Below are 17311 nucleotides of genomic sequence, written 5' to 3' on the forward strand. Positions count from 1 at the left end.
GAGCACCCTTTTAAATTAAGGTCTGAGTTTTATTGATTGGATAGACAAGGTACCCCCCACAACCAGATTGGTATTCGCCAGGGTGATGTCAGATCCCACAGTTAAATCCGCAGCTACTTCACCTGCGCCGTTGTAAATCCGCGCCCAAGTTGCGGTATCAGTTTTAATCACCGTTGCTGTATCGGTTGGATGAAGCTCTACATAATTTGCCATAGCTTCCTTAATACAAGGCTCCGGAAATGTGAGTGTCACCAAAGCACTGTTTGAATCTGCCGCAACAGCAGTGCTGGCAGGCTGCGTACCCTCATAAAAAATAACGGTAGCACTTTGGCTACCGCTATCCATAAAATTGGCGAAGGCTTGAATCATGGCAAGCCGAGCCTTGACTGAGGTTTTACTCATTCTGGCACCACGTTATCTTGAATGACTGCGTTGAATTGTTGCTTTTGATCAAAAGCGACAATGAAGGTTTTTACATCTGTATTAAGCCCAAAAAAATGATAGGCACCATTTTCATCAGGCCTATGCAGGGCAATCGGCTGAAAACTTTCTTTGTTATATAATATAAGTAAGGCATTTTGATAATCTTGTCCAAGTTTTTTAATTGAGCCTTGAATCTTTGCTACCACAGGCCCCGTAACAATTTTCTGCAACTTACTTGATGCTGGCAATGCTTTTCTAGAATTTGGTTTCATGACACATCCCCAATATAAAAATTAACGCAGGTATATCTCGCATTAGGGTTGTAACAAGTATCAATAATGTAAATTGTTTGATCACTAAGGAGCGGTGTAATATCACTTACGTCTTGAGAGTTTGAATATGCTGCGTAATTAATATACTTTAATGTCCCCCTAATCTTATTAAAATCATCATAAAACGGTATAGAAAGACAAGCTTCAAATGTCGGACTTAGATTAAGGTTTGAGTTGCCCGTGAAATAGTCGGGAATGATAGGATGTGCCTTAATATGTCCGGATAATCTATAAATGACATCATGTTTGGTTGTAAAAAAGCATGCTACATCTTTATTGTATGTGAGTGGACTAGCTCCAGCTTCTGTGTACAAGGGCGAATTGCTATTCGCATTTAAATAGGTTGGTATATGTGTCATCAAAAACCAATTTGGCACTATATTGCTTTCAAGTGCTGAATCAAACAACCCACAGCCATTAATCTTTTTATCACGTGAAGTAAGATCGTAAGAATTTAAAAAATAAAAAGCATCACGATCACCAATTAAGGTAAAAAATCTATCTCCATTGATTGGTGTTCTTGTATCATCACCACCTGTTCCAATTCCTCGGTTTGCATAATACCATCGACTCCATCCTCTCTCTACACCACCATTACTTCCTGTGATTCTCCAATTTTTTTCAGGGTCATTGGGGTCGAATGGTAATTGCAAGACATCTGGATTCTTATAATCATCAATATGATTCATGTGCTCAAGCAAGCCAACCATGGCAAATTTGGCATAAGTTGATGGATATATACCTGATGTACCATCTGGACTGGCTAAACTTTCATCAACACGGATAAACGGATGCTGTGCACTTGGATTTTTTGCGCGATAAACACGCTTCACATCTTCTGGGTCGCGGAAAATAATCTCGTAGCCAAGAGATACCAGCTTTCCAGTACCAATTGCAGTAATTGAACGCTCGGCAATATCTAACGCAGGCTTTAAAATGAGTTGTGTGGTATTTGGAACACCTTTAATGCGGTATTTCTGATTGAATGAAGTTGGTACAAAGCCTGTTAGCTCAACAACCTGAAACAGCATGGCATTGTGGTTTGAATATAAGGTTATATGTACATCACCTTGCTCATCAATCGATGCTGCTGTGATTTGGGTGAAATCAATGCCTAACACCAAAGCTTTGTCGAGCATACGAATCAAGTCACCCCAATTATTACCAAGGGTTAAGCCATTTAAATGGCTAAAATATTGCACATCTACATCTGTTGCCATTTTATTTGATCCATAAAAAAGACCGCATAAAGCGGCCATATTTGATTTAAATTTTAAACAACTCGATCAACATCACCACGCAGCATGATCTGGAACTGGTCTGATATCACGGATGGTTCTGATTGCTTCACAGTACGAATTACCCAGACCGGAAAATTTGCAGCCACAGTATTGAAGCGCAGGACGTTACCATTAGCCCAGCCTGCTCCCCAACCTTCTTTCTTAATTATGAAATATGGAACACCGGTCACCGGGTTAGTCGGTGCATAGTCTGTATTTGTGGTGCCCGTGCCAATCTGGCCAGAGTATTCACCGATACAGCGAAATGATTGTGCATCGGTAAAGATTAATGCCCAGCGTTCCTGAATCGCACCTTTATTGGTGACCTGAAGCGGATACAGCGAGTCGTTGTAATTTGCTAAAATACCGCTACCCGTTGGCTCATCAACCCATACATTACTCCACGAACCTTGCACAAACTTGCGGGTATAACGGGCCTGCATATCACCAATCACTAAGGCTGATCCAACAATGGTGTCGACTGCATCATAGTTATGTGTTAATGGCTTGGTGAATGTTAGCTGGCCATTGATCTGCACATCACGAATCAGGCCCATATCCTGATAGCGATATTTGACTGTGAGAGGTGCAACAAGATTACCCAGTACGAAGTCACCGCCCAATGTCACGCGCCCATAATCATAATCAACCGCGTACAAATCAAAAGCTACTTTCGTTCCGTTAGCATCTTCAAGTTCAGCCCATGAAATCCGCTGATCATTCAGGTCGTATGTGGTACCTGCAATTGCACTTGGTAACTCTTGCGCTTTGCTTGAGCTGACAATTCCAATGCCGCCAATCCGGAAGATCGGCACCCGGCCATCAATCGGCAAACGAGTTGCTGATAGGCCTAAAATTTCAGAATCCAGTGGAATATAGGTATAAGCCACAGCGTTATAACGTACTGATGAAGCATCGACCCAGACTGGAGCATTGATATAAGTGTCTGCCCCCTCCTGATATTCCAGCAGTGGATCGTACCAGTCATTCGCTTCGATCTCTGTCCGGTTGGCTTCAGTGATTTTGGTTTTGGTATAAAAGTAAATCGTGACAAAGCCATTATCCCAATTGACCTGCCCATGCGCCCGACTGGTTTCAATCACCCCGTTTTCATCCGCAGTCAGTGTGAGCTGCCCAAATTCAATTGATGCTAAAACCACAGTTAATGATTGTGGCCGGATCGGCATGATTGGTGTTCTAAAACTGATTTTATTGACCGGCAATAAGTCGGTCGTTGTGGTTAAGGACTCCAAAGCAATCGTGTTATCTGCATTCGGTGTCCAGGAGTCAATTTCAACGATCCCAGTACCATATTGAATGACACCCGACTGAATCCCACTATTATTGGCTGGATTTACATTGCGATACAGCAAGCCGGTACGATCCAGAAAGGTATCAGCACCGACCTTAAAGCGCGCTGAACCTGTCAAAATCTGCTCATCAAAACCAGAAGATAAATCCAGCTTGAGCTTGTTTGCCGTCACCGTATGTGTTGCTGAGTTTGAGCCAGAGGTATCGCGGTATCTTACTTTTACATCAACAGTATTAAAGGCCTTCAGCTCAACCTGCTCGCCCTTAATACCAGATGGTTGTGGAGAATAAAAAGACATATTTCCTCACTATGCTGCTGCATACGTTACCGACATCATTGGGAAGTACTCTTTTTTGAATACTTTTTGAAATACAACTGGTATGACTTCAACTGCGCCAGTAGCATACGTAATACTGCCTTGTACTTGACCGCGCTCATTGACCAGGTTGCCAATCGTTACACTCACTGGCACATCAGATAAATTTACTTTACCGGTTGTTTTCCCATCCACACTCTGTACAGGAACTTCTAGATATACACTGTTAGGCTGGATCGCTGATCCTGTGCCAATATTAAAGACCAGTTTTTGGTTGGTATCCGGTGTAACGTCCATTTTGGTCTGTTCAAGTGATGATCCATAGCTATAGATCACCGAAAAGACCGTACCTTTCTGCGGCAACTTATTTGGAATGATTTTTCCAGTACCAGCGGAATAATTAATTTCACCGGTGGCATCACCAGTGAATTTACCCTGAACATTTGAGGTAGCAGTTTTGGCTTCACCTTCAAGCGTCCAGTTAATCGTGACACCAGATAAGATACTTAATCGCCCTAAATCAAAATCAAATGCAGCTTTTTCCACACTTAAATTCGATCGTACAAAGGTGACAATCGGTGTACCCCAGTTCAGCAGGATCGGCGTATCCACATCCGGCAAGGCACCTGTGGTGAGTAACCATGACCCAGTTTCATAGTTGATCATGCCTGAACCAAAAGATGGACTGGCAGCCTTTAACTGCCCCGAGCCATCATCTTTGAGTTCATAGAACTTGCCTTGTGACATATACGAGATTGACAAAGCGCCTGGTGCTGGAATCGGAATTAAAACTCCAGTCCAGTTGGTGCTCTGGTTATTCTGAGTCACTGGAATGGCATGACTTTGGTAATACTGGTTTGGTGCCGCAGCTGGTTTGAATGTGATATTTAGGCTAGTCGTTCCAGCAGGTGCTGCCGCAGTCCACTGAATTAGTCCGCGCTGGTAATCAATCGTACCGACTTGCGTGCCTTGCGTATTCTTAAGCAACCCACCCTGATCGGTAATCTGCTGGCCTTGTAATGTGAAAGCCACACTGGATGGAATCACTGCTGAACCGATATACAGGTTTTGGCTCACTCCAATAGTCATGCCGGGATAATTAGCAGTAATGGTGCCTTCATTACCGGCGACCAGCACCACGCTTTCACCTGCAGCGTTCACATCAATGATCGGCGTTTCGGTCTGAGCCGATGGAATCAGCTGGGCAAAGATGCTTTTGGCATTTACTGTAAATTCACCTACATTCGCATCAGTAGCCAGTGCAGTGGATGAGTAATACAGGCCAGTATCCGCCACAATGGTATCCCGGATGATGGTCTTGGATTTCTCACCGTTGTACCACTGACGAGCAGACAGTCCTACAAAATCGACTTCAAGCGCATCATTAAGTGAATAAGTGGCAATCTTGTATTCAACATTCTTGTTGTCAACAACCATAATCGCAGTGCGAGTTTCAACTTTGGTAATGCGCACATACTGCTCACGCTCTAAAGCCTTACCTTCATCACTGATCAGGACAATCGTATCGCCCACTGAGCTTTCAGTTTCTTGTGGAAACATGGCAACCTGAAGTGATGACATACCCTGCCAATGGGTATCGAGTGGTGTGCCAGCAATCTGACCGCCTTTGGCTAGATAGTTTTCTACCCGGTTCTGGGCAGCCTGACGTTCATCGGTCCAGTTTTTGGTACTAAAAAGCAATGCGGATACGTTTGGATCTTCTGGCAGTTCAGAGACAAAAACTGTTGCACCCATCAGTAGATCAGTATCTTCAGTAGTGACTGCCGGAAAAATTTTACGCATGGAGACATCGCCCATGGTTCGATCCATTTCCGATACATCATTGAACAGGTTATTGCTGATCCCATCTTGAACCACGACACCAGAATATTTACCGCCGCCATCCGAGTTATCAGTCAAGCGTTCAGACTTGTAGATCACTAAATCCTTGGTTTCAATCGCCATCGTCTAACTCCGTAAAGCGCAAGGTCACATTAAAATAATCATCCAGTGATACCGCTGGAATCCCTCTTACTGGTGTGGCCTCTAAGGCCCCATCCTGGTGATTAAATTTGACTGTGAATTGTCGGTTGTCGTGTGGTTGTTCAAACTGCAGTTTGAAATTTTCTTCCTGCAGTTTCGACCATTCCAAAACAGTCCGTAGTTCACGCAGCTTGATCCAGCCCATTTGTGAATCTGCCGGTTGTAAGGTGATTGGCCGGCCCGACTTCTTTTTGCCTTCCTGAATATGCAAAGTGCCATCCATGGCATAGGCTTGATTCTGCTCAATGGCCTTCCATGAGAATTCATCAGGCCATAAAAAACCGTCCTCTAATGGGACGGTTTCTGATGTGGTTAAGCGAATGAGTTTCATGTTGATTTCGCCTGTACTTTTAACTGATTAACGATTGATTCAAGAGCACTAACAGAAGATTGGTCGCCATAGACAGTAGCTGTCTGCCCGCCAAGAACTAGCTCGATCCTAGTTGTATTCTTAGGCCCTGAGTCAATATTACTGACCGCATTAGATACGGAAGGAATAGACGGCGCGTAGTCGTTCAGGCTACTAAATCCGATTGATCTACCATTCTTACCAACATATTGCTCCAGCCGCTCGATCTGCTCCATAACATACATCGCATTACCAAGGGCCTTTTGGTTATCGTAAGCCGTAGTTCCATACTTTCTCTTCACCCATTCATTGGAAGCAGATTTGTAATAACCACCCGCCACTGGTTCGGCATCTTGAAAGAGCTCTTTGGCTTTTTGCTTGGTATCACCTTCATAACCAATATCCTTAAGTCTCTGTTCAATTTCTTCAACAGAAAGCCCGTGTTTAGCGGTTGTTCCGGTTTTGGATGCCTTCATCTTGCCCTGAGAAGCCATAGCTGCTTCCGTTGCTTTGCGAGCCTCTTCCCACGCTTCAGCAGTATCGTTACCCGCTCTAACCCCTCTACGACCTAGATCATCAAAGCCATCACCCGCACTACCTGTGGCATTACGAACACGGTGTAAGCCTTCTTCCATGTCGTTACTGGCTTTTACAGTGGCCTTACCGGTTTCATCAATCTGCACTTCAAGATTACGCCCGGCATTCATTGCATTTATTGCAGCAATTCTTCCTGCGTCACCGGATACAGCTGCAGACTGAGCAGCTTTTTCATAGGCCTTTTGAACGCCCTCAGCAGTTGCCTTGCCGCTATCACGGACATTAATAAAATCCATTAATGCTTGTTGAGCAGCTAGCTTGAGATTTTCCTTGGTCTCAATGCCTAGTCTCTTGAAAGACTCTGTAACAGGATCGATATCATCAGGCAGTTTTTGAGCTTGCATCTTGATAGCAATGAGGCCTTGCTCTACCTGACCAGTCGAAACTTTACCTTGATCTCCAAACTCCTGAAGTTTGGCTTTGGCCATATCAATTTCAGCTTGGCTTTTTGCTGTTTCCAGCCATTTAAGCCAGGCTTGATAAGTCACATCACCAGCTTGTTTACCGGAAATACCAGCCTCTTCCAGCCTGGTCTTTAAGTCATTTAAATCATTGCCAGAACTATTGAATGATTTGGAAACTTTGTTTAGGGATGCATCCAGATCAACACCAAATAGCTTGGCAGCAGCAGATGCTCTTGAGTATGCAGTTTCAGCCACTTGGCCGGATCCAGTATTAGCTTTATTGAGTTCAGCTATCCGTAAATTACGATTATTGGCCAGCTCAGCTTCTTTGGCGTCGATCGCAGTAATGGATGCCTGGGCAGAGGCCAAGGCATTTAAATCACCAGATTTTTTGGCTTGCTCAATCTGTTGTTCCAGGAGTGCACGTTCAGCTGCTGCCTGTTTCTGATAAGCCAGATATTCCTCATCGGCCTTTTTAACATTCTCCTTGGCCAGCTTGAGAGCCTCTTCCTTTTTAGCGGCACTTTCGGCAGCCTGTTCTGCACTCTGGCCAGCCTGAACACTAACTTTGCCAGCCTCATCGATGGTTACGATGTAGCCTTTGGTTAATAGATCGGCCTGCATCACGCCATCCATGACACCGCCATTGGCCTTGATAGCAGTCTCGGCATAGTCCTGAGCAGAAGCCAGCATATCCTTATCTAATGCGGCCTTATTGGCTGCATGTTCCTTCTCACGGCCTTCTAGCTCATTAGATTTTCGGATGATTGCATCAATGGTCGACTGATTGCCATCTTTTCGCGTTTGGTTTAGTTGGGCATCAATGGCTGCACGTTCGCCTGCTAATTCCTTAGATTTTTGAGTGAACTCTTGATTTTGTTTAACTAGATCAGCAAATGTTGCGGTTTCTCCAGCTACCGCCTCAGCATTTTTTTGCTTCTGGGTTTTTCTAACTTCTTCCCAAGCTTTTTTGCCCTTAGATTCAAAGCTTAGCGCACTATCTTCTGCTTTTTGATAGTATTCTTCGGCCTTTTTCTGCATTGCAGTCATATTAGCCAAGGCCTGCTCTTTAATATCCCCCCATGTAAAGCGAGATTTTAGACCTTCCCAAGCCGACCCAGCAGAGTAAAGCGCACCAACAAACAGGTTAATCCCAATACCAATCGCACTAAAGCCATCGCTTAGATAGCCCAAAGCAATATTGATGACCTGTAAAATTTTGGTAAAGCCGTTAGTTTTATCGCTGGCGGCATCAACCCCACTGGAGAAATCAAACACCTGTGATAGTGCAGTATTTAATATATCAGCCGTTGCTTCAAATGTGATGGCTAGCATTGAGCCTACGGATTTTAAGGTCTCATAAGCAGTACTTAGTGCCTCTTTAAGTGCTTCAATTGTGGCTGGATCGATTTTCTTAAGTTGATCCCCTACCCAGATAAAACCTTCGCCAATATCTTCGAGTATGGTCTCCACCACATCCATATTGTCAGCAAGAGTCACCAGCCATTGAGCTACTGTTGCCGAAGCCCCGTTCGCCTGATCCATCTCACCAATCAGGATTTGCCATTGTGTTGCTATTCTGGCTAAGGCATTGCCGATAGTGGTTGGGAACCTAGCATAATCAGCTTCAATTGCTGCTGATTGGTTTTGTAGGGCTTTAATAACTTTCTCGGCTGACAGTTCGCCGTTTTCAGCCATCTTGCGGAGTTCACCGGTAGTTACGCCAAGTGACTGGGCTAGTGCTTTAGAGATGCCAGGAGCCTGCTCCATGATGGAGTTAAATTCATCACCACGTAAAACGCCTGATTGCAGCGCCTGTGTCAGCTGAACAATTGCTGCTTCGCTTGCTTGAGCAGATCCGCCGCCGGTCTGAATAGCCATATTAATGGTTTTAACCAGATCCAGACTTTGCTGCTGGGTCATCCCCATCTGTTTGCCCACATCATTCACTTTCGTGAATAGGCCCGCAGTAGCATCAAGGCTTGAATTAGTCATCAATGCGACTTGGTGCACGCCAGCCATTGCTTGCTGGAAGTTACCACCATCACTGGTTGCGATATTAATTCGAGCTGAAAGGTTGGTGTAAGAGTCTGCTGCCTGAGCAAGCTCTCGAAGCCCTAAACCAACACCAATTGTAGCTAATGCCCCCACCAATGCAGTTACAGCAAACTTAGCCCCATCCATGCCTTTAGAGAGGGTAGAAACTCCGGAATTTGCCTTTTGAGCAGCTGGCTCAACACCATTCAGTTCACTTTTAAGCTTTTCGATTTGCTGTTCTGTGATCTTGGTTACACGTTCTACTTCTTCAGCCGGCAATTTACTGTTAGCTTTAAAGTTTTCGAGCTTCCTGGTCAGATCGGCAATAGCATCATTAATCACGGACGGCGGTTTAATGCCTAATGCTTCATAAATTGCATGGCCAGCTTGCTTAGCACTACCGGATGCCTTATCTGTGCTTGTGGAAACGCCCTGCATTGCAGTGGTGGCTTTTACATTAAATTCGGAGAAGGCTGATTTAGTCAGATCTACTGCTTGCTCAAGACCTTTTACCTTGTCACCAGCTGCCTTAATCTCATTAAGTGTTACAGCTTCGCTACTTTTTTCTAATGCTGAAAATGCATTTCTTGCTGTCAGTAATTCACGCTCTAAGGCATTAATACTATTGGTGCCAATACTGCCAATACGCTCAATTTCTTTGGTGCTAAGACTTGCGCCGTCACCCATACTTTCAATTGCACGGGTAGCAGTCTGTGCTTCACCTACTACCCCGGTTAGATCTACGGCGCTAAAACGTTGCACCTGATTAATAGCTGATTGAGTAGCGCCATCCACGCCCTTCATGGCATTGATAGCAACACCTTGATAATAATTGAAGGCACTGGAGGCTTCATTGATGGCGTCTTGAATACTCAGAACACGCTGTTTGGCAATTTCAATATCTTGTAGAGTGCCATCAGTGCTTTGTAGACGAACCAATTCAGCCTGAGCTGCCTTAAGTGCTAAATTCAGCTCATTAAGGCCCTGCTCACCTGCACTAGACATTGCGCGAAGTTCACCGGCACTAATGGTCGACTTATCGCCCAGAGATTCAATTTCTTTTGCGGCAGAGAAGAACTTATTGCCTAGCATTTCTGCTAACTGAACAGCGTCACCAGGAATGGCACCACCGATTTCAAAGCCGGCCTTATTAGCCTTGTTAGCTGTGTCTTGAAGCTCATTGCCTAAGCCATCAATCTTGCCCGATGCTTGGGATGCTTGTGTCTCTAATGCATTGGCGGCCTGAGCTACTTCACCTAACTTGCCTTTAGCCTGATCAGCCTTCTTCTGAAGATCATCAGGTACAATTTTGCTAACTTCTTTTCCTGTTTCTACAGAGGCAGCTTTAAGTCCATCCGCCTCTTTCTTTAAAAGAGAAATGAATGACTCCCAATTATCTTTAGATGCTTTGGTGCCAGCATCAAAGCCCTTGGTGTCAGCATCCATGACTAATTTGAATGTTAAATTTTTACCAGACATACTGACCTCTAATCTATTTTTTTTGCAATAAAAAACCCGCTCAGCGGCGGGTATAAATTGGGTATTAAAAAAACCTCCCGAAGGAGGTTCTTGCTTTATTTAAAATTTCGCTCTTTTAGAAAATGCCTTCCTACGCGCAAAGTATCAGTACCATAAAGCAGATCTAGTACACTATCAAAACGCTTGGTAAATTCAGCAATATCCATTGTTGGGTAGAATCCTGGCGGCAGTGGCATTGCGGTTAATACACCATTGCGAGCACTTACATGCCAAGAATCATACTTAGAGTTATTGAACTCTTGGCTGATCTGCTGGGCTACCTGCACCACCTCTTGAGGGTAAGGTAGGGCTTTAATTTCTTGCTTTTCAACTTTCGCCTTTAAATCCATTGTTTCCAGATAATGAACCGCTTCTGGAAAGTGAATCTCTAAAAGCTCTGCATAGCGCGGGATTTTAAAGTGTCGATTATGACGCGCCCACATTTCAGCAAAAATTTTCCGCTCACCACCAGAGCGACGAGCCACAATTTCATGAAGCAAGGCTTGTTGTTCAGGTGAAATGGATTGGCGACCTTCGAGTTGTTTGGTAACAACTTCACGATCCAGTACATCCAAAACCCATTTACGAAACTGCTTGGCAATTGCTGTTTTAGAAAACATTGCGATTAGATGGCAGCCTCGAAGGGAAAAAACACGAATTTCCCTTGCTTGACCCTTCTCGGTCAATTTGACCGAACAGCTCATCGCTTGAGTAAACTCATCTTCATTGCGTGAATAAATACGAGTTACACCACTCTGATCTGAATAACCAAGAGCTTCTGCTAGTTCACTTGTTTTCAACCAAACTTGACCATTTTGCTGTACAGGTGAAAAATTTACATCGTTAAAACTTAATGCTAAAGTAGTCATGTTGACTTTCCTTACAGTTGTTGACATCAATTAAGCCCGCTCGCCAAAGTCTGGGCTTTTTTGCTGTCTGTTGGTTTCATGCTTTCGCACTCTTGTGTTTTTCTACCAGTAATTTGACTGCTTCATTTAAAAGGTAAACTATCGACCTTTTATCTTCTTTTGCAATCGCCTTAAGTTCTTTATGTAGATCGCTATCTAAACGACCTTTTACATAGACAATTTCTTCTTTCATGTTTCCTCCAATATCCCCACTTTGGGGTGTTAAATCATAGTACCCATTTTGGGGTTATTGGTCAATCCCCATAATGGGGTTATTATTATTTTTATTTCGGTTGATGTTTTATGAGTGAAGATCAAAGCGGTGTTGTCACACTCAAAGTCCGTGTAACACCTGAGTTTCGTGAAAAAATTATAGAAACCGCAAAAGCAAATAATCGCTCAATGAATGCAGAGATTGTTCATCGCTTAGAGCGGAGCTTTGACAACCCACCCCTAACCATTGGTGATCTTATTGAAGCTTCTCACGCTAAACCCCGGTCATCACGCGAGAAAAATCCTGTAGCTAGCGATCCAAGAGAGCGTAGACGTTTAGCCAAATTGGCTGCTGAAAGTGCTTTACAAAATATGTCAGCTGCTGATCTTGTTGACACTTTATTTAATAAGCTTAATTCCGAGGGTAGTCGCTTAACTGTAGAGGAAATTAAGCGCAGTGAAGAACCCCGAGAGCAATCCGAAATAGATCCAACAAAAAAAGCACCCTAAGGTGCTTTTGCTTTATGCGCCACTCATATTCTGAGTAGGCTTGCATCTAACGTACTCTTTTTTGGCCTGCTCAACTTGTTTCTCATAATCAATAAATTTTATTTGAGCTGCCGCCTCTCCCTCTTTCCCTCTCATGAAATCTAAATAGGCCTCAATCTGAGAGTTCATAGCAGCGACGTATAAAATCCTAGTTGTTTCCATACATCCAGCATATGATTCGGCTGCAAGCCTTCTTTTGATTTCTTGTAGTTTGGCAACTGGTTGGGCTAGTGCTATCCGACCAGTTGAGGCTGCTACTTTTTCTGCATCCTCCCATTCAGAAAAAATCTCGTTAAAAACCTTTATATGTTGGGGATTGGTAATGGTTACATTATCAACTTTAACTTCAGCGACTTTTTGTGCATCGTTTGGATCTATACCAGCACTTAGCAACTCAGCTTTAGCTTCACTGATTTTTTTATCCCTCTCTGCTTGAGCAGCAACTAGTTTTTCAGCTTCATTCTGTTGGTATTTCCCCCAAGCAAAATATCCAGCACCGAAAACAATAAGTGCTATGACGATCAAAATTACTGGGCTGTTTTTGTATTCCTTGCCGCATGTTTTGCAATGAGTGTCAGTAGGCCTCATTGGCTTTTTACACGATTTACAAAATTTTATAGCCACTACAATCCCCCTAAATTATTATTTCCACATCATAACTTTAGGGTGAATCCTGATCAATCAGAGACCATTTCTTTCTTAAATGACTCAAAGCCTTTTTTATCTGATTGAGCCACACGTGCTGCAACGGCGTTATTAAATATTCCCTGTTTATACATCTTGTTTGCTGCCTTAACATAGCCCTGGAATGCGCCGTAGGTCATTTCCATAATTTCGCTATGCTGATGGCCCATCGATACCAGAAACTGGAATGAATCGAACCAGGTGGAGTCATCTTTCTTTTTAATGCCGCGTTTTGGCTTTTCGTATTTGAAATAAGCTTGATTGACCAGAAGTACTGCCTTAAGCAGATCTTTGAATCCCTGCTCATCAGCAGCAAGCTCTACCAGTGATTCATTGCCCAGATCGGTGATGCATACCATGGTCGAAATGACCTGCACCCCATGAGCTTTAAATAGCCCTGTCAAAATCTCATCTGAATGATTTTGGTCTTTAATGAAGTTTTTCAAAACTTCAGCATGCATTGCCCAGGTGTCAAAGTCTTTCATCTGGATCTGACGCACTTCAATGTCATTGATTTTGATGCTTCGATTTGTTGCTAGGAAAAAATCATTCATGATGGGTCTCTGAGATAAATTTTAGACATTAAAAAAGCACCCGAAGGTGCTTTTCTTTTAACTTTGATAAAGGCTGAATTCTATAAAGTCCAACTACCACCTTGTCCCATCTCATAAACGATGAAAATTAAGGCTACTACCATTAGAATGACAACAATGATTTCTGTTTTTGTTAGCATTTTCGGTGCTCCACTTTTCATTATTCATATGATAAGCAAAGCAAACAATTTATAACATAAAGATTACAAAAAAATTATTGGATGTTACAAAGATTTAGAAGTTAGGGAAGTTTCTTTAGAGTGTAGCTACCTACTGAAGCATTCAAACATTTCGTTAAGCAACTCAACAAAAAGTTTCAACCGAAAAGCATTCTTACGCAAACCTAGAAACCTATAACTTTAGACCTGAATATCTTACATATCCCGACATAGCTGCTACATCCACGATTTAAATCATTCTCTACACTGAAATTAAGTCTTAGAAACGTAGAGGAAATTCAAATGAAAAAGTATTCGAAAATTCTAATCTTGGTTTTATTCGGATTCACTGGCACCGCAGCTATCGCATCAGAACCACCAATTGAGGCTACTGCTGCAGCTGAAGCACAACAGGTTGCTTTAGAGTATGGAAATGAAAAAGATCAAAAATCTGAATCATCTGATGAATAAAGTAAAGCCCTCAAATGAGGGCCTTATAATTATTTATTCCAACTTGGTGTGCAGGAGTTTTTCCATGAAAGCTCAAATTGCTTTGGATCCATCTGATTTTCTACAAGCACTATATTCTTTTCAAGCACAATGAAACGCTGGAAATCAATATCTGTGCCCCCTACTTCCTTATAGCTAACTTCCCCACAATCCCCGACTTGATTCCGGAACTTAGCTGAATCAGGATTGGGAATGAATTCTTTAGTGGCTTCTTTTGCAAATTCAAGCTGTTCTTTCTTGATTGTTTCTAGATCAGGTTGCTGACCGTTAGATTCTCTGTGTCCGCAACCCGCTAAAATCATAATAAAAAATAATAGGCCTAAATTTTTCATAATATCCCCTTGCGTTAAGGGCGTCACTTTACATCACTTTTCAAATTTATCTAACGCCTAGGAAGGTAACTTTGTAAAGTTGTGTTTAGCTATTTTGACTCTCATTCAATATTAATTTTAGATAACAAGTTTAAAAATCCCATCTATCAAAAACCTCCCGAAGGAGGTTCTTAGCTTACTAACTTACTGACATACAAGATAAATAATAGTAGAAATAATTATTACGGCTAGGATGGAGACAAATATTTCTATTTTAGTCATAGCAGTTTTATTCTTAACGTGAACAGAATATCTTTTATATCCCCATCAGATGAAAATTAGAATAACAAAAGATTACATAATCTTTATTTTTTACTATTTATTAAGTTTCATCTTAAATGTTTTAAGACTTATTACGATAAGGCAGGCACAAAAAAAGACGCATAGCGCCGTGGAGTTCTTTGTGCCTGTGTTTGTTAGACAGCTGCCGGAATCGTCACAACATGGCCATATAGGCCTAATGCTGGATCTGATTCTTTAGTCACATCCGATAAAGCCTGACCTGAAATTTCATACTGACCCAGTTCTTCATGGATCAATGGGAAAGTGGTTTCTGGTGACTTCTTGGTACGCCATAGCGTTACAGCCACATGCTCACCGTTTGCAGTATTAATCCCCTTAAAGAAGAGCTCATACTCTTTTTCAAAGTCGGATGCCAATGTGGTATTAGTCACTGCACCAGTTGTATAGCTCGCCAGAATCGGCATGGTCAGATCAGCAACATCATTAAAAATCACAGTACCGAATTTAGCATCTAGTGTGTACTGATCATCGGTAAGAGTTTTAGCTATACCGCTGGTTGAATCTTTGAAGGAAACAGTTTTTAGGTTATAGCCATTAAGCTTGATTTCCTGTCCAGCAACCACAGTACCCAAGGACACATCGGTTTCTGTCTTTGTGGGTACAGCATGTGTCATACCAGAGAGAATGTATTGAAGATTCTCTGGATTAACTTCTTCAATCTGCCCTGAGAAGTTCACAGAAGTAGCATTAATCATGGTGAAATCGGTAGTGCGTTTACCCGTCGTTGATTCTTTATGCTCAATAACATCAGCACCAATTTCCAATTCAAACTCAGGTACGTTACCAAGGTGGCGCATTGCACCAGCGACACCATTCACAAGCTCAGATAAGTAAAACTTACCTTGCAGTGAGATATAGTTCTTTTTAGCCATTACTTTTCATCCCCTGTGGTTTTCTTGGCTGGAGCAGCAGCTTTGGTTTCAGGTACTTCCTGAATCACACCATCTGCCAGTAATTTTTTGATCTGAGCATCACCCAATCCGCCAATGACATCGCCTTTTTTAAAGCGACCGACAGGCTGAGTTGCCTTGTATTGTTTTGCCATGACTGGCTCCTAAATAAATTTCTGTGATTCAAAAATAATAGTGATGTATGCAAAGCCTGGACTATACCCATCTCGAACTGATATGAAATCTAGTGCAGTACGCGATGCTTGAGGCTGCCAGCCTGACAGAAGTTGAATAACTTTTTCAGTCAAAAGCCCGGCTTCATCACTTACAGCACGTCCATCAGTCATCTGAGATTGAGCATTGCGGCATGCAACCGTAACCGCCCATTGCTGACCGATCTGATTGATACTTCCACGACCCGCACTGGCTTTCTTGTCGATACGAACAAAATTGACATGTGCAGATGGCGTGACTTGTGACATCTCTGTTACGCTGACTGAATTCAACGGCGTATAGATCTTTAGAAATTCAGGAATTTCTTTCAGCTTTTCTGCAATCTCATCACGTACCGCGAAGAAGGTGCTCATCTATAAAACTCCCAACAATATCCAAAACCATGACTTCATCTTCCGCATCAAGACCGAGTTGAGTCCGAGGTGGAATAATGGATTGCTTAACTTTCCGATATTGGCCACCCACTGCAAAGGTGATGTATTGGCCATTCTTGGGTAGGATTGTTGCGCCATAATGCAGATGGGGTGCATACGCAACATCTGTACCCACTTCCACACCACTTGAAAGCACGTTGTGTGTGTAGGAATTCATTAAGCGGCCAGTATCGCGTAACGTCTCGCCACCTTGCAGCTTAGCTCTCCATGAAATCTTCCACGGGTTACCATCCACACCAGTGCCGGTTAAAAACCGATGCTGAATACTATTCACAAGCCCAGCACCAATCTCATCAAACAACTGGCTCTTGAGTGAATCAAAGTCACCTAATTGCTCAAGCACTGCTTCAATAGGTGAACTGTCAGCCTGAATGGTTATTGCAAAAGCCATAAACACCTCACTTCATGCTGGGCATCATGTCTAAAGTGGCATCACCAAATACACCACCGGTATATGAAGTGCCGACTGGCGCCGTTGAAGGTCGTCCTTTGGGTTGGTCATCCACGATCTGGTTTGTTTCAGGCAACTGGATCTGCAAATGTGCTTTGTTGTCAGCCACACGCTTTAAGAATGCAATTGCATCCTCATAACGCTGTCGCACCTCTTCGGTGGGCTGCTCAAAATGAAGGCGGTAACGTGCAATATCACACGCCATACGCTTTAAATTACTCGGCACATTAGGCAGCGGCAAAGGATAACGGCCGCCGATATGACCGTTAATCTCCTCCATTGCATCCTGGATTGCATCATTAATTGCTTGAGAACCTTTTGCTGCATCTTCATACATCAATTTCAGGTTCTCAATTGAAGCCCCAAATCGTGCGACCAAATCTTCTTCAGTCGCATACATAG

Annotated in this window: 19 protein-coding genes; 2 read left to right on the forward strand and 17 right to left on the reverse strand. The window is 43.0% G+C overall.

Annotation, left to right across the window (positions count from 1 at the left end; genetic code table 11):
* Positions 1-15: 15 nt before the first annotated feature.
* The 9 genes from FTU44_RS01165 to FTU44_RS01205 all read right to left on the reverse strand — a co-directional run bounded on the left by FTU44_RS01165 (position 16) and on the right by FTU44_RS01205 (position 11712).
* Positions 16-402 carry a hypothetical protein gene (locus tag FTU44_RS01165; protein ID WP_180049142.1) on the reverse strand — a complete coding sequence of 129 codons (387 nt, stop codon included), beginning with the start codon at positions 400-402 and terminating at the stop codon, positions 16-18.
* A complete protein-coding gene (locus FTU44_RS01170; protein WP_180049144.1) occupies positions 399-695 on the reverse strand; it encodes a hypothetical protein in 297 nt (98 codons plus the stop codon). The genes FTU44_RS01165 and FTU44_RS01170 overlap by 4 nt, the downstream gene beginning before the upstream one ends.
* Entirely contained in the window at positions 692-1975 is a 1284-nt protein-coding gene (locus FTU44_RS01175) for a hypothetical protein (protein ID WP_180049146.1), read from the reverse strand. Before FTU44_RS01175 ends, FTU44_RS01170 begins: the two co-directional genes overlap by 4 nt.
* A gap of 53 nt (positions 1976-2028) precedes the next feature.
* Positions 2029-3645: a hypothetical protein gene (locus FTU44_RS01180; RefSeq protein WP_180049148.1), complete on the reverse strand. Its 1617-nt coding sequence runs from the start codon at positions 3643-3645 to the stop codon at positions 2029-2031.
* Between the two features lie 9 nt (positions 3646-3654).
* Positions 3655-5628, reverse strand: a complete 1974-nt coding sequence (locus FTU44_RS01185; protein WP_180049150.1) for a hypothetical protein — start codon at positions 5626-5628, stop codon at positions 3655-3657.
* Positions 5618-6037 carry a hypothetical protein gene (locus FTU44_RS01190; RefSeq protein WP_180049152.1) on the reverse strand — a complete coding sequence of 140 codons (420 nt, stop codon included), beginning with the start codon at positions 6035-6037 and terminating at the stop codon, positions 5618-5620. Before FTU44_RS01190 ends, FTU44_RS01185 begins: the two co-directional genes overlap by 11 nt.
* Positions 6034-10572: a tape measure protein gene (locus FTU44_RS01195; protein ID WP_180049154.1), complete on the reverse strand. Its 4539-nt coding sequence runs from the start codon at positions 10570-10572 to the stop codon at positions 6034-6036. Before FTU44_RS01195 ends, FTU44_RS01190 begins: the two co-directional genes overlap by 4 nt.
* Positions 10573-10667: 95 nt before the next feature.
* The gene (locus FTU44_RS01200; RefSeq protein ID WP_257226358.1) at positions 10668-11480 is read right to left on the reverse strand and encodes a Bro-N domain-containing protein; all 813 of its coding nucleotides are present in this window, start codon (positions 11478-11480) and stop codon (positions 10668-10670) included.
* 76 nt (positions 11481-11556) lie between these two features.
* Positions 11557-11712, reverse strand: coding sequence for a hypothetical protein (locus FTU44_RS01205; protein WP_180049158.1), 156 nt, complete (start codon positions 11710-11712; stop codon positions 11557-11559).
* A 110-nt stretch (positions 11713-11822) separates the two neighbouring features.
* On the opposite strand from FTU44_RS01205, the gene FTU44_RS15130 reads away from it, so the two are divergent.
* Positions 11823-12242 carry an Arc family DNA-binding protein gene (locus FTU44_RS15130; RefSeq protein ID WP_257226360.1) on the forward strand — a complete coding sequence of 140 codons (420 nt, stop codon included), beginning with the start codon at positions 11823-11825 and terminating at the stop codon, positions 12240-12242.
* A 12-nt stretch (positions 12243-12254) separates the two neighbouring features.
* Here the strand turns inward: FTU44_RS15130 and FTU44_RS01215 are convergent, their stop codons facing one another.
* The gene (locus FTU44_RS01215; protein WP_373686001.1) at positions 12255-12905 is read right to left on the reverse strand and encodes a hypothetical protein; all 651 of its coding nucleotides are present in this window, start codon (positions 12903-12905) and stop codon (positions 12255-12257) included.
* A gap of 53 nt (positions 12906-12958) precedes the next feature.
* A complete protein-coding gene (locus FTU44_RS01220) occupies positions 12959-13519 on the reverse strand; it encodes a hypothetical protein (RefSeq protein WP_180049160.1) in 561 nt (186 codons plus the stop codon).
* Between the two features lie 500 nt (positions 13520-14019).
* On the opposite strand from FTU44_RS01220, the gene FTU44_RS01225 reads away from it, so the two are divergent.
* Positions 14020-14187, forward strand: a complete 168-nt coding sequence (locus tag FTU44_RS01225) for a hypothetical protein (RefSeq protein WP_180049162.1) — start codon at positions 14020-14022, stop codon at positions 14185-14187.
* 29 nt (positions 14188-14216) lie between these two features.
* Here FTU44_RS01225 and FTU44_RS01230 read toward each other — a convergent pair whose 3' ends face one another.
* From FTU44_RS01230 to FTU44_RS01255, 6 genes are all read right to left on the reverse strand, one after another.
* Positions 14217-14558, reverse strand: coding sequence for a hypothetical protein (locus FTU44_RS01230; RefSeq protein WP_180049164.1), 342 nt, complete (start codon positions 14556-14558; stop codon positions 14217-14219).
* Positions 14559-15013: 455 nt separating this feature from the next.
* A complete protein-coding gene (locus FTU44_RS01235; RefSeq protein ID WP_180049166.1) occupies positions 15014-15772 on the reverse strand; it encodes a hypothetical protein in 759 nt (252 codons plus the stop codon).
* Entirely contained in the window at positions 15772-15945 is a 174-nt protein-coding gene (locus FTU44_RS01240; RefSeq protein ID WP_180049168.1) for a hypothetical protein, read from the reverse strand. The genes FTU44_RS01235 and FTU44_RS01240 overlap by 1 nt, the downstream gene beginning before the upstream one ends.
* A gap of 9 nt (positions 15946-15954) precedes the next feature.
* Positions 15955-16377 (reverse strand): hypothetical protein, encoded by a 423-nt coding sequence (locus tag FTU44_RS01245; RefSeq protein WP_004646451.1) that lies wholly within the window; start codon positions 16375-16377, stop codon positions 15955-15957.
* Positions 16352-16849 (reverse strand): phage virion morphogenesis protein, encoded by a 498-nt coding sequence (locus FTU44_RS01250; protein WP_180049170.1) that lies wholly within the window; start codon positions 16847-16849, stop codon positions 16352-16354. Before FTU44_RS01250 ends, FTU44_RS01245 begins: the two co-directional genes overlap by 26 nt.
* Positions 16850-16856: 7 nt before the next feature.
* Positions 16857-17309: a gp436 family protein gene (locus tag FTU44_RS01255; RefSeq protein ID WP_180049172.1), complete on the reverse strand. Its 453-nt coding sequence runs from the start codon at positions 17307-17309 to the stop codon at positions 16857-16859.
* Between the last annotated feature and the right edge of the window lie 2 nt (positions 17310-17311).

Origin of the sequence: Acinetobacter sp. YH12105, from assembly GCF_013419095.1 — a bacterium.
Taxonomy (GTDB): domain Bacteria; phylum Pseudomonadota; class Gammaproteobacteria; order Pseudomonadales; family Moraxellaceae; genus Acinetobacter; species Acinetobacter pseudolwoffii.